This is a genomic window from Streptomyces sp. NPDC086554 (genome assembly GCF_040686095.1).
Classification (GTDB): Bacteria; Actinomycetota; Actinomycetes; order Streptomycetales; family Streptomycetaceae; genus Streptomyces.
Genome location: NZ_JBFBJK010000011.1, coordinates 193,535 through 211,751, shown reverse-complemented (window position 1 = coordinate 211,751; position 18,217 = coordinate 193,535). Strand labels below are relative to the sequence as shown.

The following is an 18,217-nucleotide window of genomic DNA, read 5'->3' as shown; positions in this document are numbered from 1 at the left end:
GAACCCAGGAGACCGACGAAGATGGCCGACCGCGTCACGGTGATCGGCTGGGACGGCTCGCCGCTGACCGCCGCCGCGCGCTCGGCGCTCGGCGCCGCCACCCTCGTCGCGGGCGCCGCCCACCACCTGGCACTCACCGAAGTACCGGCGGCTGCCGAAAGGATCCGCCTCGGCAGCGTGAGCCGGGCCGCCCGCCGTATCGCGGCCCACCGCGGCACGGCTGTGGTCCTCGCCGACGGCGACCCCGGCTTCTTCGGCGTCGTACGCACCCTGCGCGCCCCCGAATTCGGCCTCGAGGTCGAGGTCGTGCCCGCCGTCTCCTCCGTCGCCCAGGCCTTCGCCCGCGCCGGGATGCCCTGGGACGACGCCCAGGTCGTCGTCGCCCACCCGCGCACCCTGCGCCGGGCCGTGAACGTCTGCCGCGCGCACACCAAGGTCGCCGTCCTCACCTCGCCCGGCGCGGGCCCCGCCGAACTCGGCCTGCTCCTCCAGGGCGTCCACCGCACCTTCGTGATCTGCGAGGAGCTCGGCACCGAGCGCGAACAGGTCACCGTCCTCACCTCGGACAAGGCCGCCGACCACACCTGGCGCGACCCGAACGTCGTCATCGTCATCGGCGGCCCGGTCGCCGCGTCCGACACCGGCTGGATCGCCGGGCGCGACCCGGGCACCCCGCGCGGCTGGGCGCTGCCCGCCTCGGCGTACGGCGGCGACGCCCAGCTCGGCGAGGGCGAGAGCGACCGGCTGCGGGCCGCCCAACTCGCCCGTATCGGGCCGCGTGTGGGCGACCTCGTCTGGGACATCGGCTGCGGCAGCGGCGCCTTCACCGCGGAGGCCGCCCGGTTCGGCGCCGCGGTCATCGCCGTCGACCGCGACCCCGACGCCTGCGCCCGCACCACGGCCGTTTCCCGCCATTTCGGCGTACAGCCACAGATCGTGCACGGAACTGCCCCGCACATCCTGGAAGACCTGCCCGAACCCGATGTCGTACGCGTCGGGGGCGGGGGAGCCGCGGTGGTCTCCGCCGTCGCCGACCGCAGGCCGGCGCGCATCGTGACGCACGCGTCGACGCGCGACGAGGCCGAACTCATCGGCAGGGACCTGACGGAGCACGGATACGTCGTGGAGTGCGCCCTGCTGCAGTCCGTCGAGCTCGACACGCGCGCGTGGACGGAGCGGGAGCGGACCGTCGTCTTCGTCCTCTCCGGACAGTTGGCCGATCGCGCCCCGTGACCCTGCCACCGCAAGGCGCGAGGTAGGCTGGCCGATCGTTGTACCGCACCAGGGTGTCCGGCAAATGGTTGGTCAATGTCCGGAAAGCTCGCCCGTTTTGGGGGGTGTGTGGTACGGCATGACCGGAGGGCGCGCAACGTGGCGCAGTCCACAGCGGGCCGTTGCGGATCAAGCTGCCATGACGGCTGGCCGACCGGGACAATGCCTGTTGTCCGTACGCGGTTCGTGCCGCGCGGCGCGCACGCTCGTTGAGAATGACGGGCGGTTGGTGCGCCGCTCCGGGCAATGGGGCTTCCCCGGCCGAAGGCCGAGGGGCGGTCGAAGAAGCACTAACCGATGGGCGAGGGGTTAAGCATGACCGACACCGGCCAGGTCCCGGCCGAGGGACTGCCGGAGAACGCAGGCTTGGTGGAGCAGCCGGGCGTCGCCGCCCCGGGTGCGTACACCTACCTCGACCCCTCCGAGAATCCCGCCGAGGGCATCGCCTCCGCCGAGGACGACGACCTGCTCCTGATGCCGGGCGCGCAGGGCGCCTGGAGCGAGCCGCAGACGGCACCGCAACAGCAGCCGGCCGCACAGCAGGGCGTTGCCCAGCCGGTGGCCGCGCAGCACGCGTCGGCTCCGGCTGCCGCCGCCTATGCCGATCCGTCCCTGGGGGGCCAGTCCGTGGCCGGTCAGAACGTCGTGGGCCGACAGACGGACGGCAGGTCGCAGGCCGCGCAGCAGCAGGCCGCGCACCAGCCGGGCCCGCACGAGACGGCGGGCCGTGACAGCGGCTCGGTCGACCTGAACGGCGTCCAGCTGCCCGGCGCGACGGGCCCCGCGCCCGCATCGCACCCCGGTCCCGCCCGTCGCCCGCTGCACCGTGGGCCCTCGGGCCCCGCCGTGCCCGACGGCGCGGGCAGCCCCGTACGGTCGCTCGCCGACCGCGGGCCCGCCGGAGCGCCGCAGCACGCCGTGCCGGTGCGGCACGCGGGGCCGCCGACCATCGGGCCCGAGTACCTCGACATCCCGCGCGACGGCGAGGGGATGCTGCCGGGTCCGCAGCTCGGCGACATCCCGCCGCAGGGGGCGACGCCGTGGACGCCGCTGCCGCAGCCTCAGGCCGAGCAGGTCGCGCAGGTGGCGCATTCTGAGCAGGCCGGGCAGGCCGGGCAGGCCGGGCAGTTCGCGCAGCCTTCGCAGTCCGGGCAGCACGAGCAGCCGGTCGCACCAGCAGAAACGGTCGTCCCGGACGCCACACCCGCACCGCAGAACACACAGGCCACACCGGTGGCGCAGGACGCGCAGGTCACGCAGGGCGCGCCGGACGTACTCGCGCCCGAGGCCCCGCAGCCCGCACCGGCCGCCGAGTTGCCCGAACCCACCCCCGCCGCCGGCACCCCCGCCACCGGCACGCCCGCGGCCGCCTTCCCGCAGGCCGCGGACGGCGGTGAGGCCGTGTTCGCCGCCGAGGCCCTGGACGTCCCGGGTCCGCAGGACGACGATCAGCTGTCGGCCACCGGCCAGGCCGTGCCCGCCCCGGAGGCCATGCTGCCGCCGGTCGCGGACCAGCAGACGTCCGCGCCGGAAGCCGGCCAGGAGTTCCCGCTCCCGGACGACGCGCAGCTGTCAGCCGTCGGCATGCCCGCCCACGAGGCCGCCGCCGGTCAGCAGTTCGCCGTGGCCGCCGCGCAGCCCTGGGCGGACGCACCTGTTCCGGGCGGCGGGCACCTCCCGCACGCCGGGCAGGGCCCGCAGATCCCGCAGGCCGTACAGGGCGCGGACGCCCCGATGGCCCCGGCGCCCGCGCCGCTCGGCCAGTTCGTGCCGGTCGAGGGCTCGGTACCGACGACGCCGCACCTCGCACCGACGCCTCCGCACCCGGTGGCCGTGTCCCCGGAGCACTTCGAGGCCCCGCAGCCCGAGCCGGCCGCAGAGGCCGAGGCACCCACCCCCGAGGCCGTACCGCAGCCCGACGCCCCGGAGACGCTGGGCACCCCGGAGCCCCCGGCCCCCGTGGAAGCCGCCGAGCCCCCCCAGGCCGTCGAGGTCCCCGAGATCCCCGAGGCCATCGCGACCGCCGAGGCCCCCGAGCCCGCACCCCAGCCCGTGGCCACCGTTCCGGCTCCGCGTGACGGCGCGGAGTCCATGGCAGGGATGCCCGTACCGGACGCTGCGGCAACTCCCGTACCGGACACGGCAGATGAGCCGGTCGCCGCCGAGGCGCCGGCCCCCGTGGCGGAGGCGGCAGAACCGCAAGCAGAACCGGAATCGGCGGTCGAAGCCGAAGCCGACGCCGAAGCGGCGGTCGAGCCCGAGCCCGCCACCCCAGTGGAGCCCACGGACGAGGCCGCTCCCGTCCAGGCGGCAGAGCCCGCCGAGCCCGTGGACCCGGCACAGCCGACCAACCCGGCGGATTCCGCCGCGGCCCCCGGCTACGACGACGCCGAGCGCGAGGCCGTCCTGCGGGTCATGCGCGAGCGCCGCGACATCCGCAACGGCTTCCGCGGCGACCCGATCCCGCACGAGGTCCTGCTCCGCGTCCTGGAGGCGGCCCACACGGCGCCGTCCGTCGGCCACTCCCAGCCCTGGGACTTCGTCGTCATCCGCTCGGCGGAGACCCGCCGCACGATGCACGAGCTGGCCATGCGCCAGAAGGACGCGTACGCGAAGTCGCTCCCCAAGGGCCGCGCGAAGCAGTTCAAGGAACTGAAGATCGAGGCCATCCTCGACACCCCGGTGAACATCGTGGTCACCGCCGACCCGACCCGTGGCGGCCGCCACACCCTGGGCCGGCACACGCAGCCGCAGATGGCCCCGTACTCCTCCGCCCTCGCCGTCGAGAACCTCTGGCTCGCGGCGCGTGCCGAGGGTCTCGGCGTCGGCTGGGTCAGCTTCTTCGACGAACGCGAGATGGTCAGAACCCTCGGTCTTCCCGAGCACCTCGAAGTGGTGGCCTATCTCTGTGTCGGATACGTCGACGAGTTCCCGGAGGAGCCCGAGCTGATGCAGGCAGGCTGGTCCAAGCGCCGCCCGCTCTCCTGGGTCGTGCACGAGGAGACGTACGGCCGCCGCGCGCTGCCCGGCGAGGAGCCGCACGACCTGCTGGCCGAGACCGTCTCCAACATCCGCCCGCTGGACGCGAAGGCGCTCGGCGAGGCGTGGGAGCGGCAGAAGCGGATGACGAAGCCGCCGGGCGCGCTCGGCATGCTGGAGATCATCTCCGCGCAGCTTTCCGGCCTGTCCCGGCAGTGCCCGCCGCCGATCCCGGAGCCCGCGGCCGTCGCGATCTTCGCGGGCGACCACGGCGTGCACGCCCAGGGCGTCACCGCCTGGCCCCAGGAGGTGACGGCCCAGATGGTTGCCAACTTCCTCGGCGGCGGCGCGGTCTGCAACGCCTTCGCCAACCAGGTGGGCGCCGAGGTCTGCGTCATCGACGTCGGCGTGGCCAGTGAACTCCCGGCGACGCCGGGCCTGTTGCCCCGCAAGGTGCGCGCGGGCACGGCGGACATGACGACCGGTCCCGCCCTGACCCGCGAGGAGGTCAAGGCCGCGATCGAGGTAGGCATCGAGACGGCCCGCGACCTCGTCGCGGCAGGCAACAAGGCGCTGCTCACGGGCGAGATGGGCATCGCGAACACGACGGCGTCCGCGGCCCTCATCTCCGTCTACACGGACGTGGACGCGGCGGAGGTCACCGGCCGCGGCACCGGCATCAACGACGAGATGCACACCCGCAAGGTCGAGGTGGTCCGCCGAGCCCTGGACCTCCACAAGCCGGACCCGGCCGACCCGATCGGCGTCCTCGCGGCGATCGGCGGCCTGGAGCACGCGGCGATGGTCGGCCTCCTCCTGGGCGGAGCCTCCCTCCGAACCCCCGTCATCCTGGACGGCGTGAGCGCCGGCGCGGCGGCCCTGGTCGCCCGCGCCATCGCCCCCGAGGTCCTCGCGGCCTGCATCGCGGGCCACCGCAGCGCGGAGCCGGGCCATGTGGCGGCCCTGAACAAGCTGGGCCTGCGCCCCCTGGTCGACCTGGACCTCCGCCTGGGCGAGGGCACAGGCGCCCTCCTGGCCCTCCCGGTGGTCCAGAGCGCGGCACGCGCGATGCACGAGGTGGCCACGTTCGACTCGGCGGGCGTAACCGAGAAGTAGCTCCACCCAACGCCTGCCCACATGCATCGAGTTTGTGGGCAGGCGTTCCGCAGGGCGGAACGGGGCACAAACGCCCACGGCCCGCAGACGAACGGGGCCGTAAAGTGAACCGCACCCAGAACCCGCACCTCAGCGCCGCTCCACCGCCGCAGCGGCCCGCACAACCCCCCGCCTCGCGAGGAGCCGCAACGCCATGGCAGAAAACCCCGCCTACCCCGTAGGCCTCCGCCTCACCGGCCGCCGCGCGGTCGTCCTCGGCGGCGGCCAGGTGGCCCAGCGCCGCCTCCCCGCCCTCATCGCGGCAGGCGCCGACGTCCTCCTCGTGTCGCCGACCGCGACACCCTCCGTAGAGGCGATGGCGGACGCGGGCGAGATCACCTGGGAGCGCCGCCCCTATGCGGACGGCGACCTCAAGGACGCCTGGTACGCCCTCATCGCCACCGGCGACACCGAGGCGAACACCGCGGCCTCCGCGGAAGCGGAAGCGCACCGCGTCTGGTGCGTCCGCTCCGACGACGCCGACGCGGCCACGGCCCTGACCCCCGCGACCGGCCGCTCCGAAGGCGTCACGGTCGCCGTCCTCACCACGGACATCCACGGCCGCGACCCCCGCCGCACCGCCGCCATCCGCGACGCGGTCGTCGAGGGCCTGCGCGACGGCACGCTCGTGGCGCCCCACCACCGCACCCGCACCCCCGGCGTCGCGCTGGTCGGCGGCGGCCCCGGCGACCCGGACCTGATCACGGTCCGCGGCCGCCGCCTGCTCGCCGAGGCGGACGTGGTCATCGCCGACCGGCTCGGCCCGCGCGACCTCCTCGACGAACTGCCGCCGCACGTCGAGGTGATCGACGCCGCGAAGATCCCGTACGGGCGTTTCATGGCGCAGGAGGCCATCAACAACGCCCTCATCGAGCACGCGAAGCAGGGCAAGTCGGTCGTCCGCCTCAAGGGCGGCGACCCCTTCGTCTTCGGCCGCGGCATGGAGGAGGCCCAGGCGCTCGCCGAGGCCGGCATCCCCTGCACGGTCGTCCCCGGCATCTCCAGCTCGATCTCGGTCCCGGGCGCCGCGGGCATCCCCGTCACGCACCGCGGTGTCGCCCACGAGTTCACGGTCGTCAGCGGCCATGTGGCCCCGGACGACGAGCGCTCCCTGGTCGACTGGCCGTCCCTGGCCAAGCTGCGCGGCACCCTCGTCGTCCTGATGGGCGTGGACAAGATCGGCAAGATCGCCGAGGCGCTCACCGCCCACGGCCGGTCGCCCGAGACCCCCGTCGCCCTCATCCAGGAGGGCACCACCGCGGCCCAGCGCCGCGTGGACGCCACCCTCGCCACGGTCGCCGCCCAGGTCGCGGCGCACGAGGTGAAGCCCCCGGCGGTCATCGTCATCGGTGACGTGGTGAACGTGGGCCCGGGCCGCTCCGCGTGACACTGCACAGCCCCGCGTAACCACCACGAGCCCCAACGTAACCACCGGTAACCCAACCCGCCCCCGGGCGTTGGCACCACACCCAGGACAAGGCAGTATCACCCTGTGGCTGATCTCATCACCGTTGACGACCCCGCCGACCCGCGCCTGCGCGACTACACGGGCCTGACCGACGTCGAACTGCGCCGCAAGCGCGAGCCCGCCGAGGGCCTGTTCATCGCCGAGGGCGAGAAGGTGATCAGGCGAGCCAAGCAGGCGGGCTACGAGATGCGCTCGATGCTGCTCTCCGCGAAGTGGGTCGACGTCATGCGCGACGTCATCGACGAGGTCCCGGCTCCCGTGTACGCGGTCAACCCGGACCTCGCCGAGCAGGTCACCGGCTACCACGTGCACCGCGGCGCCCTCGCCTCGATGCAGCGCAAGCCGCTGCCGACCGCCGACGAACTCCTGACCGCGGCCCGCCGCGTCGTGGTCATGGAGTCGGTCAACGACCACACCAACATCGGCGCGATCTTCCGCAGCGCCGCCGCCCTCGGCATGGACGCGGTCCTGCTCTCACCGGACTGCGCCGACCCCCTCTACCGCCGCTCGGTGAAGGTCTCCATGGGCGCGGTCTTCTCCGTCCCCTACGCCCGCCTTGAATCCTGGCCCAAGGGTCTGGACGGCGTACGCGAAGCGGGCTTCAACCTTCTCGCGCTCACCCCCGACGAGAAGGCGAAGACCCTGGACGAGGCGGCGCCGCACCGCATGGACCGGGTGGCGCTGATGCTGGGCGCGGAGGGCGACGGCCTCTCCACCCAGGCGCTGGTCGCCGCCGACGAATGGGTCCGCATCCCGATGGCCCACGGAGTCGACTCGCTCAACGTGGGAGCCGCGGCCGCAGTCGCCTTCTACGCCGTGGCGACGGGCCGCCCTCAGCTCTGAGGACCCTGAGGACCCGGAAGCTGCCGGCTCTGCGGACTCTGCTGTACGCCGCTGTCGCCGAGCCCGCGCGCGGGCCCCTGGCACCCCTGAGCCGCCGCGATGCCGAGGGCCACCAGGAGCGTCACGACGACGAACACGAAGAGCCGCTGCCGCAGCAGGCGCGGATTGGCGGGCCTGCGGCCCGTGCCGGTGGTCCGGGGACCGGTTCTGCTGCCGGAGCGGGTGCTGTTCCTGGACGGCGCGGGACGCGAACCCGACCGGGAGGAACCGGTACCGGCACGCGAGGAACCGGTCCGTGACGCACCCGGCCGCGACGAGCTGGGCCGCGGCGGGGGAGTGCCCTGCGGGTGAGGCCGCTGGGTGCGCTGGTCCGCGTACTCCTCGGCGAACCGCCCCGTGGGCCGGTCCTGATCGTGCCGGGGTGCGGGCGGTCTCACGTCCGACAGTCCGCCCTGGGCCTCACGGGCCGCGATCTCCTTGAGCCTGAGCGACAGTTGGAGCGTGCTGGGCCGCTCCTCCGGGTCCTTGGCGAGGCAGGCCCGGATGAGCGGGGCGAGCGCGTCGGGCACCCCGCCGAGCTGCGCCTCCTCATGCACGACCCGGTAGAGCATGACCTCTGAACTGCCGTGCCCGAAAGGCGAGTCCGCCATCCCCGCGTACGCGAGCGTGGCGCCCAGGGCGAACACGTCGGTGGCGGGGGTGACGGCAGCGCCGCGCACCTGCTCGGGCGCGAGAAAGCCGGGCGACCCGACGGCCGTACCGACATGGGTCAGCGTCGAAGCACCCGTCGCCCAAGCAATCCCGAAGTCAATGATCCGCGGCCCCTTCGGGGACAGCAGAATGTTCGACGGCTTGAGGTCACGGTGTACGACACCGGCCTCGTGCACGGCGACGAGCCCCTCGGCGAGGGCCGAACCGACCACCGCCACCTCGGCCGCGGTGAGCGGCCCTTCGGCGGCGACCTTGTCGTGCAGGGAGGGCCCGGGAACGTACTGCGTGGCGAACCACGGCCGGTCGGCGTCGAGATCGGCGGCGACGAGGCGGGCCGTACAGCCGCCCCTGATCCGGCGGGCCGCGGAGACCTCCCGCGCGAAGCGCGAACGGAACTCCTGATCCTCCGCCAGATCGGGCCGGATCACCTTCAGGGCGACGCGCTGCCCCCGCCGGTCCGACCCCAGGTAGACGACACCCATGCCGCCGGCGCCCAGCCGCCTGTGCAGTCTGAACGAGCCGACGACACGCGGGTCCTCGCGCCGGAGCCGCATCATCGCCATGTCCATCCCCGCTGCCCGGTCCGTTGTCGAGCCACAGCTTACGTTTCCGCGGCCGGGCAGGTGCAGAGGCCGCGCCCTCGCGGCCCGACCGATTGTCAGTGCCGGGTGGGAAACTTGAAGAGTGCTCAGGGGACCGGGGAGGAACGGCTGTTGGTGGTTCCGTCACTCCCAACCATCCATCGCTGAAGGGGGATTGATCCCGTGAAGGGTGATCGCGTGGAGATAGTCGTGGACGCCGGGGACACGACGCGGACGTACGAGGTGGTGGCGAGCCGAGCGGGCCGGAGGGTGGAGACGGCGGTCCGCAGAGGAGTGGTCGAAGTGAGCGAAGTCACCCGCAGCGGCTCCGTCGTGCGGACGGCGCGGTTCATGGCGACCCGCGTCCTGGCACTGGTCGAGCAGCCGGTGCCCCGAGAAGACACATCCGAGCAGGCCGTCCGGCCCCTCCGGGAAGACCCTGAGACCTAGGACTCCGTCTCCACCCATGGGAGTACATGGGCGGCGATCGGTCATCCTCCGGGAGGCCCGGCAATCGGTACGAGGGCATGACGCCCAGGACGCTCCGCGCACCTAAATTTGAAGTCAAGCGGCGGGTGCAGCACTCGTCCCCCGAGGTCAGACACCCGCCGCTGCCAAGTTCATACAGACTCGGTCAGGAGAGGAACCATGGCGGACACGGCATCGCGGACGATGATCCGCACGCAGGGACGTAAGGCTTTCGCCACGTTCGGCGTCCGCCCGTCCGGCACGCGCCATCCCTTGGTGGCGACGGCCATGGTTCTTCCCCTGGCGGCCCTGCTCGTAGTCGTCTTCGGCGGCTGGGAAGCGGTGGTCACACAGGCGTCGTCCGTGGGCGTGATGCTGGGGCGCTGAGCGGCGCCCCGGGCCCGGATGAGCGGTCCGGGCGGGGACATCCGGCCAGGAAACCCCGTGGGGACGGGGGTGCGGCGGACGGCACGAGAAATGCCCGCGCAGCTGGGGAGCTGCGCGGGCCTTTCTTTGCGCCTAAACCGGCGCCGCTCTCGCGTAGGTGGCTGGTCGCCGTGGGGGTTGCTCAATTGATGGTTGCGGACATCAGGCCCCCGGAAGTGCCCGCTGCCAATGCGTACGCTCTTGGGAAGACCCGTCGACGTACCCCGAGGGACTTGTGACCGCACTGCTGCCCGCCCTCACCGCCACGGCCCGCTCCACGGCGCACACGACACCCTGCGTCTGCACCCCTGAAGGCGTCTTGGCGGACCGTGACGACGCGACCGTCATCCGCCACGGCGACACCGTGGCCAAGGCCCACGCCCCCGGCACGGACCCGGAAGAGCTGGCGGCCCGCCTGGACGTCGCCGCCGCCCTCGGCGGCACCCTGCTCCCCCCGCTCAGGCCGACGCCGGTGGAGCTCCACGGCCGCCTCGTCACGTTCTGGCCCCACGGCACCCCCGTGGACCGCGACAACCCCGACGCCGCCCCCTGGGAAGCCGCAGCCACCCTCCTCGCCCGCCTGCACAAGGCGCCCGTCGCCAGGCTCCCGCACCCGATCCCGGACATGCGCGGCCCGGCGAAGGCCGCCCGCGCCCTGGAGCGGATGCGTGCCGCGGGCCCGCACCCCGCCGCGGCTCCCGTCGAGCGCGCCTGGGCCACCCTCCCGGCCTGGTCCCGGGCCGAGGCCCCCGCGCCTTCCCGCAAGCTCCTGTGCCACGGCGATCTGCACCTGGGCCAGCTGGTCCGCACCCCCGAAGGACGGTGGCTGCTCATCGACGTCGACGACCTCGGCCTCGGTGACCCGGCCTGGGACCTGGCCCGCCCCGCGGCCTGGTACGCCTGCGGCCTCCTCGGCCCCGACGAGTGGACCCGCTTCCTGACCGCCTACCAAGGCGCCGGCGGCCCCGCGATCCCCGCGGCGGGCGCCGACCCCTGGCCCGCCCTGGACATCCCTGCCCGCGCCCTCACCGCACAGACCGCCGCACTGGCCGTCGCGAAGTCCGTCACCGAGGAACGGCCCCTCGACGACATCGAGCAGGCCGTCGTCGACGCCTGTGATCGAATGGCCGCCCTCCCGCCGGAGTTGGCTCCCACCTCCACGAAGTAGGGTGCAACGCACCGAAGCCGGGCAGAGATCCGGCGAAGCAGTCACGACCGGCGAGGAGTTGAGCCGACCATGCAGTGTCCCAAGTGCCATGCACCGATGCACACGTACAACCGCAATGGCGTCCAGATCGAGCAGTGCAGCGGTTGCCGCGGGATATTCCTCGACTACGGCGAGCTCGAGGCCCTGAGCCGGGTCGAGTCCCAGTGGGGCGGCCAGCAGGCTCCGCCCCCGCCGCCCGCCCCGCAGGCGTACCCGGCCGCTCCCGCCCCGCAGTGGGGCGCTCCCCAGCACGGCGGCCACCACGGCGGCCACGGTGGGCACTACGGCCACAACAAGCGCCACAAGAGCTTCGGGCACATGCTCTTCTCCTCCTGACCGAGGAACGACGAAGCCCCCGGCCGTGGAGACGACCGGGGGCTTCGTACGGATGGTGCGCGATACTGGGATTGAACCAGTGACCTCTTCCGTGTCAGGGAAGCGCTCTCCCGCTGAGCTAATCGCGCAGGTCAACCTGCGTGTGCTGCGTACTGCGTGCGCGATACTGGGATTGAACCAGTGACCTCTTCCGTGTCAGGGAAGCGCTCTCCCGCTGAGCTAATCGCGCGGGACGGTCCCACACCATACGGGACCAGGGGTTATTCAGTTCTGCGTGCGCGATACTGGGATTGAACCAGTGACCTCTTCCGTGTCAGGGAAGCGCTCTCCCGCTGAGCTAATCGCGCTTGGAGGTGGAGACGGGATTTGAACCCGTGTAGACGGCTTTGCAGGCCGTTGCCTCGCCTCTCGGCCACTCCACCAGGAGTGCGGGGTCTCGGGAAGATCCCCCACTTTCCTGCGAGCGGACGACCAGGTTCGAACTGGCGACCTCAACCTTGGCAAGGTTGCGCTCTACCAACTGAGCTACGTCCGCTTGTCTTTCCCGGTCCGCTTGCGCGTCCCGGCGACGTGTTGAACTCTAGCGGATTCCTGGGCCAGTACAAAAACGCGTTTGCGCAGCGTGCTGCGCTGTCACCGGCCCGGGGCGCCACCAGGACGCCGGTCATAGACTCGCAAGCGTGCACAGCCCCCCTCAGACGTCCTCCCAGCGGCCCTCCGGGGCGCCCCTGCCCATGGCGCGCTTCGGCGGCCTGGTGGCGACCGGCCTCACCGACGTGACCAGCGATCCCTCGGCCCTGGACTCCAGCGGCTTCTGGGCGGTCGCCGCGGATTTCGAGGGCGGCCTCGTCTGCGCCCGCTTCGACGACGTACGTGAAGAGCCGGTGCCCGCCCCGGTGCCGGGGGCTTGGCGGGGTCCCGACGCCGGTGACTGGACGTCCTCGCTCGACCGCGCCGCGTACACGGAAGGCGTGCGGCGCGTGCGCGCGCACATCGCGGCCGGCGACGTCTACCAGGCGAACCTCTGCCGCGTGCTGTCCGCGCCGGTCCCGGGCGGCGTGGACAGTGCGGACATCGACGCCCTGACCGCCCTCCTCGCGCGCGGGAACCCCGCTCCGTACGCCGGAACGATCCGCCTGCCCGAGCACGGCGTGGAGATAGCCACGGCGTCCCCCGAGCTGTTCCTGCGTCGCGAGGGGCGCGTCGTCGAGTCGGGGCCCATCAAGGGCACGGGCCGCACCGAAGCGGATCTTCTTGAGAAGGACTACGCCGAGAACGTCATGATCGTGGACCTCGTCCGCAACGACCTCGGGCGGATCTGCGTGACCGGCTCCGTGACCGTTCCTGATCTGTGCGTGGTCGAGAAGCACCCCGGGCTCGTCCATCTCGTCTCCACCGTCCGCGGCGAGCTCCGGCCCGACGCGGGCTGGCCCGAACTCTTCGCCGCCGCTTTCCCGCCCGGCTCCGTGACCGGCGCCCCCAAGTCCAGCGCCCTGGGCATCATCGACGCCCTGGAGAACGCGCCGCGCGGCCCCTACTGCGGCGGCATCGGCTGGGTCGACGCCGACCGGGGCACCGGTGAACTGGCCGTCGGCATCCGCACCTTCTGGATCGACCGCGCCGAAGGCGTGCTGCGGTTCGGCACCGGGGCGGGCATCACCTGGGGCTCGGACCCCGAGGGGGAGTGGCGGGAGACCGAGCTGAAGGCGGAAAGGCTGCTGGCGGTAGCGTCGGGGGCGTACGAAGTGAGTGGAGGGACCCCTTAGTGAAGATCTGGCTCAATGGCGGCCTGCAGGACCTCGATACCGCCCGCGTCTCCGTGCTCGACCACGGTCTGACCGTGGGGGACGGCATCTTCGAGACGGTGAAGACGGTCGAGGGGCGGCCCTTCGCGCTGACCCGGCACCTGGACCGGCTCGCCCGCTCGGCGCGCGGCCTCGGCCTTCCCGAGCCGGACCTGGACGAGGTGCGCGCGGCCTGCGCCGCCGTGATCGACGCCAACCCGATGCTGCTGGGGCGGCTGCGCATCACCTACACCGGGGGCCTCTCGCCGCTCGGTTCGGACCGCGGCGACCAGGGTCCGACGCTGGTCGTCGCCCTCGGCGAGGCCGACAGGCGTCCCGACGCGACCGCCGTGATCACGGTGCCGTGGACCCGTAACGAGCGCGGCGCGCTGACCGGCCTGAAGACCACGTCGTACGCCGAGAACGTCGTCGCCCTGGCACGCGCCCACGAACAGGGCGCTTCGGAGGCGCTGTTCGCCAACACCGTGGGGCAGCTCTGCGAAGGCACCGGATCGAACGTCTTCGTCGTGCTCGACGGCGAGATCCACACGCCGCCGGTCGCTTCCGGCTGTCTGGCGGGCATCACGCGCGCGCTGGCCGTCGACTGGACGGGCGCGCAGGAGACCGATCTGCCGCTCGACGTCCTGGACCGCTCCGACGAGGTGTTCCTGACCTCGACGCTCCGTGACGTCCAGGCCGTGCACCGGATCGACGGACGCGAACTGCCGGGCGCGCCGGGCCCGGTGACCGCCAAGGCGATGCGGATCTTCGACGAGCGTGCGGCGGACGACCTCGATCCGTGAGCCCCGAGAACCGGTGAAATCCTGGTGACGGAGCGGCCGCGGGGCGGGTACAACACCACTGATGACCACGACCCTGCGGCCGACCGGGCCGCTCCGGAAGAGCGCTGACGGCGCGAAGTCACGCACGTACGAAGTGTGTGTGAACAGCCGTCCGGTGGGCGGGATAGAACTCGCCACGCACCCCGTGTTCGGTCCCACGGTCGCCCAGATCGGGGATCTGCGCATCGAGGAGCCCGACCGCAGGCGCGGCCGCGGCACCGTCGCCGCGCTCGCCGCCGAGGAGGTGGCGCGCGGCTGGGGCTGCGAGCGGATCGAGACGGTGGTCCCCGCGGAGGCCACGGCAGCCCACCGTCTCGTCACGTCCCTCGGCTATGTGGAGCGCAACCGCCAGATGGCCAAGGTGCTGGCCGCCGAGCCGCCCGCCCTGCCCGCGGGCGTCGAGGGACGGTCGATGACCGAGGCCGAGTTCGAGGTGTGGCTCGCGCACCAGAAGGAGGACTACGCGCGGACCTGGATGGAGCGCGGCGTCCCCGAGGCCCAGGCGCGCGCCAAGTCCGAGGCGGACCATGCCGACTTCCTGGGGCAGGGCCTCGCCACCCCCGGCACTTTCCTCAGCGTGCTCAACCACGAGGGCACGAGGGTCGGCACCCTCTGGCTCGCGCTGCGCGACGACAGTGCGTTCGTCTTCAAGGTCGAGGTCGACGAGGCATACCGCGGGCGAGGCCACGGGCGGTCCCTGATGCTCCTCGCGGAGGCCCGGGCCCGTGCGGCGGGCCGCAGCCGCATCGGTCTCAACGTCTTCGCGGGCAACACCCCGGCGCTGCGCCTGTACGAGTCGCTGGGCTACGAACCGCTCACGTACTACGTGTACAAGCAGCTGCTCTAGGGCCTGTCCGATGGGTCAGGCCGGTCTTCGCGCCGGGTGCCGATTCAGCAGGGCCGAGCGGGCCCTGGTGCGTGCAGCTGCAAGGCGGAGGAGGGCGACAACGCGGAGCGTTGGCAACCGACGACAACGCCGCAGATGCGCGTGCCAGGGGTCGCGACCCCGGCAGGACCCATCGGACAGGCCCTAGGAGCCGTCCTGCCCGGAGGCGGACAGCAGCCGGTCCGTGATCTCCTCGATGCGCTCGCGCAGGCCTTCCTGACTCTTGCCGCCGTCGAGGCGCTCGCCCCCGACGACGTACGTCGGTGTGCCGGTGACGCCGATCGCCTTGCCCTCCGCCTGGTCGGCGTCGACGATCAGGATGTGCCGGCCGTCGATCAGGGCGGTGTCGAACTCCTCGGAGTCCAGGCTCAGTTCGCGGGCCGTCTCGACGAGGACGGACTCGCCCTTCTTGTCCAGGTCCGCGACCTTCCCGAGCACGGCCTCGACGTACGGCCAGCCCTTGCCCTGCTCGAAGGCCTCCTCGGCGGCCTGGGCGGCGGCGAAGGCGTGCTTGTGCTTCTCGAGCGGGAAGTGGCGAAGGCGTAGTTCGACGCGGTCGCCGTAGCGGGCCCGCAGGGCGTGTACGTCGTCGAGGGCGCGGGTGCAGTCCGGGCACTGGAGCTCGCACCAGACGTCGATGACCACGGGTCCTGCGGGGCCGGTGAGGTCGGCGGGGGAGGAGTCGTTCATGGGTTCAGTCTTCCACCGACCGGGACCTGCGGAGGATGCCGGACCCGGATATGTCCCTGAGGTCCGCCCAGGACGTGGCTCGGGAGGGGCCACCCGGTGCAGGATGGAAGGGACGACATTGTCACCGTTCAAGCCCGCATGCCCTGGAGGACCGGATGATTGCCGAGACCGTCTGTTCCGCCGTGTCCGCGGCCGGCTTGGGCATCGCCGCCGTCACGGCGTACCGAAAGCGCTTCCTCGCGGCGACGCGCCTCGCCGCGTACTCCCTGGTCCCCGTCGGCCTCGTGATGACCGGCGTCGTGGGATGGCTGGCCGACACCGCCTTCAGCGTGAAGGCGTGGGCGGGCTTCGGCGTCCTCGGTGTCGCCTGGCTGCTCTTCATGACGACCCGGGCCGTGGAGCGCCGCCGCGTCGGTACCCGCGAGGAGCGCAAGGCGGCCAAGGCCGCCCAGAGCGAGGCCGTCGCCCCCGCGGCGTCGGCGCCTTCGCTCGGCCAGGGCATACGCCCGGCCGCCAAGCCCGAGCCGAAGGCCAAGGCCAAGCCGAAGGCGGCCGCGCCCACGGAGGACTTCAGCGACATCGAGGCCATCTTGAAGAAGCACGGCATCTGACACCCCCCGAACCCCCGAGGGCGGGCTGCGAGAGCTGGGCGGCCGGCTAGCCGCCCAGCCGCATCTCGGCGAGGACGTTCACACCGTCGACCCAGGTCACGGACCCGTTGGCGCACCGCACCGCGCGCCCCTTCCCGGGAATGGACGGGTCGGGCAGGGCGAGTCCCAGGCGGTGGCGGCCGCGCACGCCGGACGGCAGGGCGAGCTCCCCGCGCACGGTCGTGACCTTCGGGCCCGAGTGGTCGTCGCCGGTCTCCGCACGCCCCTGCGGCCGCCAGTCCCGCCAGTCCGCCCCCGTGTCCGCCGAGGCGATGGTCCGCCCGTCCGCGTCGAGGAGCACAAGCCGTGCGGGACGCGGATGCTTCGGCGCCGCGAAGCCGCGGTTGACCACGTCGACCTCCACGGGGATGCGGCCGCCACGGGCGCCGGAGAGGTCGTAGAGGGCCTCGCGCACCTCGATGCGGTAGCCCAGGTGGTCCCGCAGATACTCGAACTGTGTGCGCGCCACCGGCCGCCCGTCACGCCCCCGGAAGTAGCCGTCCGAGACCGGAAGCAGCGCGTCCGCCGTCTGCCGCTCGGTCAGCTCCGCCGCCTGCCAGGCCGGCACGGTGACCGTGGCGTTGTGCACCAGGGACAGGCTGTCGAAGCGCAGCGTCTGCAGCCGCCGCGCGGCGGGCACCCCGGGGATCACCGTGCTCCAGGCGTACGGATCGGCGCTCTGGCCCTTGTCCCAGGGCATCTCGCCGTCCATCATCCGCGTCGGCGAGACGTCGAGATAGCTGGGCCAGCCGGGGTTGTCCGGGACGTAGTAGTCCCACAGGCCCTCGCCGAGCGTCACGTAGTCGTTGTGGAAGCCGACCCGGTCCAGGATCGCCTCGTTGGTGATCATGTCGCGCTTCTCCGCGTACCGGACCTGGGTGTGCATGCCCGGCGGGAGCGCCCCGACGAGCGTCGTCATGATGGCGGTCACGGCGTCCGGATACGTCTCGTGTTTGTAGTAGCTCCCGTGCCACTCGCCCCAGGCGCCAAGGAACCCGGCCTGCCACACGGCCACCACATCGCTGCCCCGCGCAACCAGCGGCGCCAGCTGCCCGATGTGCCGCTGGATGTCCTGCACGGTGTAGCGCCGGTTCTCCCGGACCCCGTCGTCGTACACGAAGCGCAGGACCGCCGCGTATCCCTTGCGACGCAGCCCGCGGAAGACGCTCTCGATGTTGTCGAGCGCGCTCTGCGGGATGGTGGTCGTCGCGAAGTCCCAGAGGTAGAAGTACAGCTGGGTCAGGTTCGCACCGGGCCCGTACTCGCGCTCCAGGAGGTCCAGGGTCTTCGCGGCGTCGGGGGAGTGGTCCGCCTCGTTCGGCCAGGGGCTCGTCAGGTCGATCGCGTTGTACGACATCTCGTAGCGGAAGCCGCGGCGCGGATTGGCCAGCGGCGCGCGGCCCTCCGGATCATCCGGCCGGATGCCGCGATGCGGGACTCGCTGCCAGCCGGCCGCGCGGGCGGGGGACGCCGTGGCGAGCGGGACCATCGCGGCCGCGGCCGTGCCGAGCGCGGTCGTCAACAGCCGTCTGCGTTCCATGCGCATGTGTGGCTCCCTCGTTCGTGCGGACGGCGGCGGGGCCGAGTCTGACGAGGTGCCACGCTGGTGAGCCATGGACGGAACGCGCGGGGCGCTGGACTTTTCAGGTCACGGAATTCAGCGAACTCCCGCCCTTTCCGGGCGTGTTGGTCGGCGGAGGTGCGCCGACTGCGTCATCATCGCCGCGAGATGCTGGACACCACCACACCGGGCGATGCCGCCCCGCCGACCGATGAGCGAGTCGCGCCGACCGAGGAGCCGCAGGGCTGTCTCTTCGCGCTCTCCCAGCCACCCCTGATGATCTTCCTGGCGGTGATCGGCTTCCTGCTCCTGATGGGCTCGCTGCACGATCTGCTGCGGCTGTAGCCGCCGGCGCAGG

General features: G+C 72.6%; 16 protein-coding genes and 5 tRNA genes. 13 read left to right on the top strand and 8 right to left on the bottom strand.

Going from position 1 to position 18,217, the window contains the following annotated elements; genetic code table 11:
• Positions 1–21: 21 nt before the first annotated feature.
• The 4 genes from cbiE (at position 22) to AB0O76_RS20285 (ending at position 7,717) form a co-directional block, all read left to right on the top strand.
• Positions 22–1,233: a precorrin-6y C5,15-methyltransferase (decarboxylating) subunit CbiE gene (gene cbiE, locus AB0O76_RS20300; protein WP_365492830.1), complete on the top strand. Its 1,212-nt coding sequence runs from the start codon at positions 22–24 to the stop codon at positions 1,231–1,233.
• A 354-nt stretch (positions 1,234–1,587) separates the two neighbouring features.
• Complete coding sequence (gene cobT, locus AB0O76_RS20295) at positions 1,588–5,367, top strand: nicotinate-nucleotide--dimethylbenzimidazole phosphoribosyltransferase (RefSeq protein WP_365492827.1); 3,780 nt, start codon at positions 1,588–1,590, stop codon at positions 5,365–5,367.
• A gap of 193 nt (positions 5,368–5,560) precedes the next feature.
• Entirely contained in the window at positions 5,561–6,793 is a 1,233-nt protein-coding gene (gene cobA, locus AB0O76_RS20290) for a uroporphyrinogen-III C-methyltransferase (protein ID WP_365492824.1), read from the top strand.
• A 105-nt stretch (positions 6,794–6,898) separates the two neighbouring features.
• Positions 6,899–7,717, top strand: a complete 819-nt coding sequence (locus AB0O76_RS20285) for an RNA methyltransferase (RefSeq protein ID WP_365492821.1) — start codon at positions 6,899–6,901, stop codon at positions 7,715–7,717.
• Here AB0O76_RS20285 and AB0O76_RS20280 read toward each other — a convergent pair.
• Positions 7,708–8,997 (bottom strand): serine/threonine-protein kinase, encoded by a 1,290-nt coding sequence (locus tag AB0O76_RS20280; RefSeq protein ID WP_365492818.1) that lies wholly within the window; start codon positions 8,995–8,997, stop codon positions 7,708–7,710. The two genes, AB0O76_RS20285 and AB0O76_RS20280, sit on opposite strands and share 10 nt — an antisense overlap.
• A 195-nt stretch (positions 8,998–9,192) precedes the next feature.
• Here AB0O76_RS20280 and AB0O76_RS20275 point away from each other — a divergent pair, with 195 nt between their 5' ends.
• From AB0O76_RS20275 to AB0O76_RS20260, 4 genes are all read left to right on the top strand, one after another.
• Positions 9,193–9,459: a hypothetical protein gene (locus AB0O76_RS20275; protein WP_351164872.1), complete on the top strand. Its 267-nt coding sequence runs from the start codon at positions 9,193–9,195 to the stop codon at positions 9,457–9,459.
• 198 nt (positions 9,460–9,657) lie between these two features.
• Positions 9,658–9,864 (top strand): hypothetical protein, encoded by a 207-nt coding sequence (locus AB0O76_RS20270; RefSeq protein ID WP_135336237.1) that lies wholly within the window; start codon positions 9,658–9,660, stop codon positions 9,862–9,864.
• 274 nt (positions 9,865–10,138) lie between these two features.
• Positions 10,139–11,071 (top strand): aminoglycoside phosphotransferase family protein, encoded by a 933-nt coding sequence (locus AB0O76_RS20265; protein WP_365492814.1) that lies wholly within the window; start codon positions 10,139–10,141, stop codon positions 11,069–11,071.
• A 69-nt stretch (positions 11,072–11,140) separates the two neighbouring features.
• Entirely contained in the window at positions 11,141–11,446 is a 306-nt protein-coding gene (locus tag AB0O76_RS20260; RefSeq protein WP_266868962.1) for a zf-TFIIB domain-containing protein, read from the top strand.
• A 53-nt stretch (positions 11,447–11,499) separates the two neighbouring features.
• On the opposite strand, the gene AB0O76_RS20255 is transcribed toward AB0O76_RS20260, so the two are convergent.
• The 5 genes from AB0O76_RS20255 to AB0O76_RS20235 all read right to left on the bottom strand — a co-directional run bounded on the left by AB0O76_RS20255 (position 11,500) and on the right by AB0O76_RS20235 (position 11,981).
• Positions 11,500–11,574 (bottom strand) — tRNA-Val (locus AB0O76_RS20255).
• Between the two features lie 29 nt (positions 11,575–11,603).
• Positions 11,604–11,675 (bottom strand) — tRNA-Val (locus tag AB0O76_RS20250).
• Between the two features lie 46 nt (positions 11,676–11,721).
• A tRNA-Val gene (locus AB0O76_RS20245) sits at positions 11,722–11,793 on the bottom strand.
• Between the two features lies 1 nt (position 11,794).
• Positions 11,795–11,868, bottom strand: a tRNA-Cys gene (locus tag AB0O76_RS20240).
• A gap of 40 nt (positions 11,869–11,908) precedes the next feature.
• Positions 11,909–11,981: transfer RNA gene (locus AB0O76_RS20235), tRNA-Gly, on the bottom strand.
• A 199-nt stretch (positions 11,982–12,180) separates the two neighbouring features.
• Here AB0O76_RS20235 and AB0O76_RS20230 point away from each other — a divergent pair.
• From AB0O76_RS20230 to AB0O76_RS20220, 3 genes are all read left to right on the top strand, one after another.
• Entirely contained in the window at positions 12,181–13,212 is a 1,032-nt protein-coding gene (locus tag AB0O76_RS20230; protein WP_365493115.1) for a chorismate-binding protein, read from the top strand.
• Positions 13,212–14,033 (top strand): aminodeoxychorismate lyase, encoded by an 822-nt coding sequence (locus AB0O76_RS20225; RefSeq protein ID WP_365492811.1) that lies wholly within the window; start codon positions 13,212–13,214, stop codon positions 14,031–14,033. Before AB0O76_RS20230 ends, AB0O76_RS20225 begins: the two co-directional genes overlap by 1 nt.
• Positions 14,034–14,094: 61 nt before the next feature.
• The gene (locus AB0O76_RS20220) at positions 14,095–14,919 is read left to right on the top strand and encodes a GNAT family N-acetyltransferase (protein WP_365492808.1); all 825 of its coding nucleotides are present in this window, start codon (positions 14,095–14,097) and stop codon (positions 14,917–14,919) included.
• 183 nt (positions 14,920–15,102) lie between these two features.
• Here AB0O76_RS20220 and AB0O76_RS20215 read toward each other — a convergent pair whose 3' ends face one another.
• Complete coding sequence (locus AB0O76_RS20215) at positions 15,103–15,648, bottom strand: DsbA family protein (RefSeq protein WP_365492805.1); 546 nt, start codon at positions 15,646–15,648, stop codon at positions 15,103–15,105.
• Between the two features lie 155 nt (positions 15,649–15,803).
• Here AB0O76_RS20215 and AB0O76_RS20210 point away from each other — a divergent pair, with 155 nt between their 5' ends.
• Complete coding sequence (locus AB0O76_RS20210; RefSeq protein ID WP_365492802.1) at positions 15,804–16,259, top strand: hypothetical protein; 456 nt, start codon at positions 15,804–15,806, stop codon at positions 16,257–16,259.
• A gap of 46 nt (positions 16,260–16,305) precedes the next feature.
• Here AB0O76_RS20210 and AB0O76_RS20205 read toward each other — a convergent pair whose 3' ends face one another.
• Positions 16,306–17,838 carry a DUF4874 domain-containing protein gene (locus AB0O76_RS20205; RefSeq protein WP_365492799.1) on the bottom strand — a complete coding sequence of 511 codons (1,533 nt, stop codon included), beginning with the start codon at positions 17,836–17,838 and terminating at the stop codon, positions 16,306–16,308.
• A gap of 189 nt (positions 17,839–18,027) precedes the next feature.
• Between AB0O76_RS20205 and AB0O76_RS20200 the strand changes: the two genes are divergently transcribed.
• Positions 18,028–18,204 carry a hypothetical protein gene (locus AB0O76_RS20200; protein WP_365492796.1) on the top strand — a complete coding sequence of 59 codons (177 nt, stop codon included), beginning with the start codon at positions 18,028–18,030 and terminating at the stop codon, positions 18,202–18,204.
• Positions 18,205–18,217 lie beyond the last annotated feature (13 nt).

What these genes read in the sequence shown, in the direction of transcription:
- cbiE (WP_365492830.1), top strand. Translation starts at nt 22, where the DNA reads ATGGCCGACCGCGTCACGGTGATCGGCTGGGACGGCTCGCCGCTGACC.
- cobT (WP_365492827.1), top strand. Translation starts at nt 1,588, where the DNA reads ATGACCGACACCGGCCAGGTCCCGGCCGAGGGACTGCCGGAGAACGCA.
- cobA (WP_365492824.1), top strand. Translation starts at nt 5,561, where the DNA reads ATGGCAGAAAACCCCGCCTACCCCGTAGGCCTCCGCCTCACCGGCCGC.
- AB0O76_RS20280 (WP_365492818.1), bottom strand. Translation starts at nt 8,997, where the DNA reads ATGGACATGGCGATGATGCGGCTCCGGCGCGAGGACCCGCGTGTCGTC.
- AB0O76_RS20270 (WP_135336237.1), top strand. Translation starts at nt 9,658, where the DNA reads ATGGCGGACACGGCATCGCGGACGATGATCCGCACGCAGGGACGTAAG.
- AB0O76_RS20260 (WP_266868962.1), top strand. Translation starts at nt 11,141, where the DNA reads ATGCAGTGTCCCAAGTGCCATGCACCGATGCACACGTACAACCGCAAT.
- AB0O76_RS20230 (WP_365493115.1), top strand. Translation starts at nt 12,181, where the DNA reads ATGGCGCGCTTCGGCGGCCTGGTGGCGACCGGCCTCACCGACGTGACC.
- AB0O76_RS20220 (WP_365492808.1), top strand. Translation starts at nt 14,095, where the DNA reads ATGACCACGACCCTGCGGCCGACCGGGCCGCTCCGGAAGAGCGCTGAC.
- AB0O76_RS20215 (WP_365492805.1), bottom strand. Translation starts at nt 15,648, where the DNA reads ATGAACGACTCCTCCCCCGCCGACCTCACCGGCCCCGCAGGACCCGTG.
- AB0O76_RS20210 (WP_365492802.1), top strand. Translation starts at nt 15,804, where the DNA reads ATGATTGCCGAGACCGTCTGTTCCGCCGTGTCCGCGGCCGGCTTGGGC.
- AB0O76_RS20205 (WP_365492799.1), bottom strand. Translation starts at nt 17,838, where the DNA reads ATGGAACGCAGACGGCTGTTGACGACCGCGCTCGGCACGGCCGCGGCC.
- AB0O76_RS20200 (WP_365492796.1), top strand. Translation starts at nt 18,028, where the DNA reads ATGCTGGACACCACCACACCGGGCGATGCCGCCCCGCCGACCGATGAG.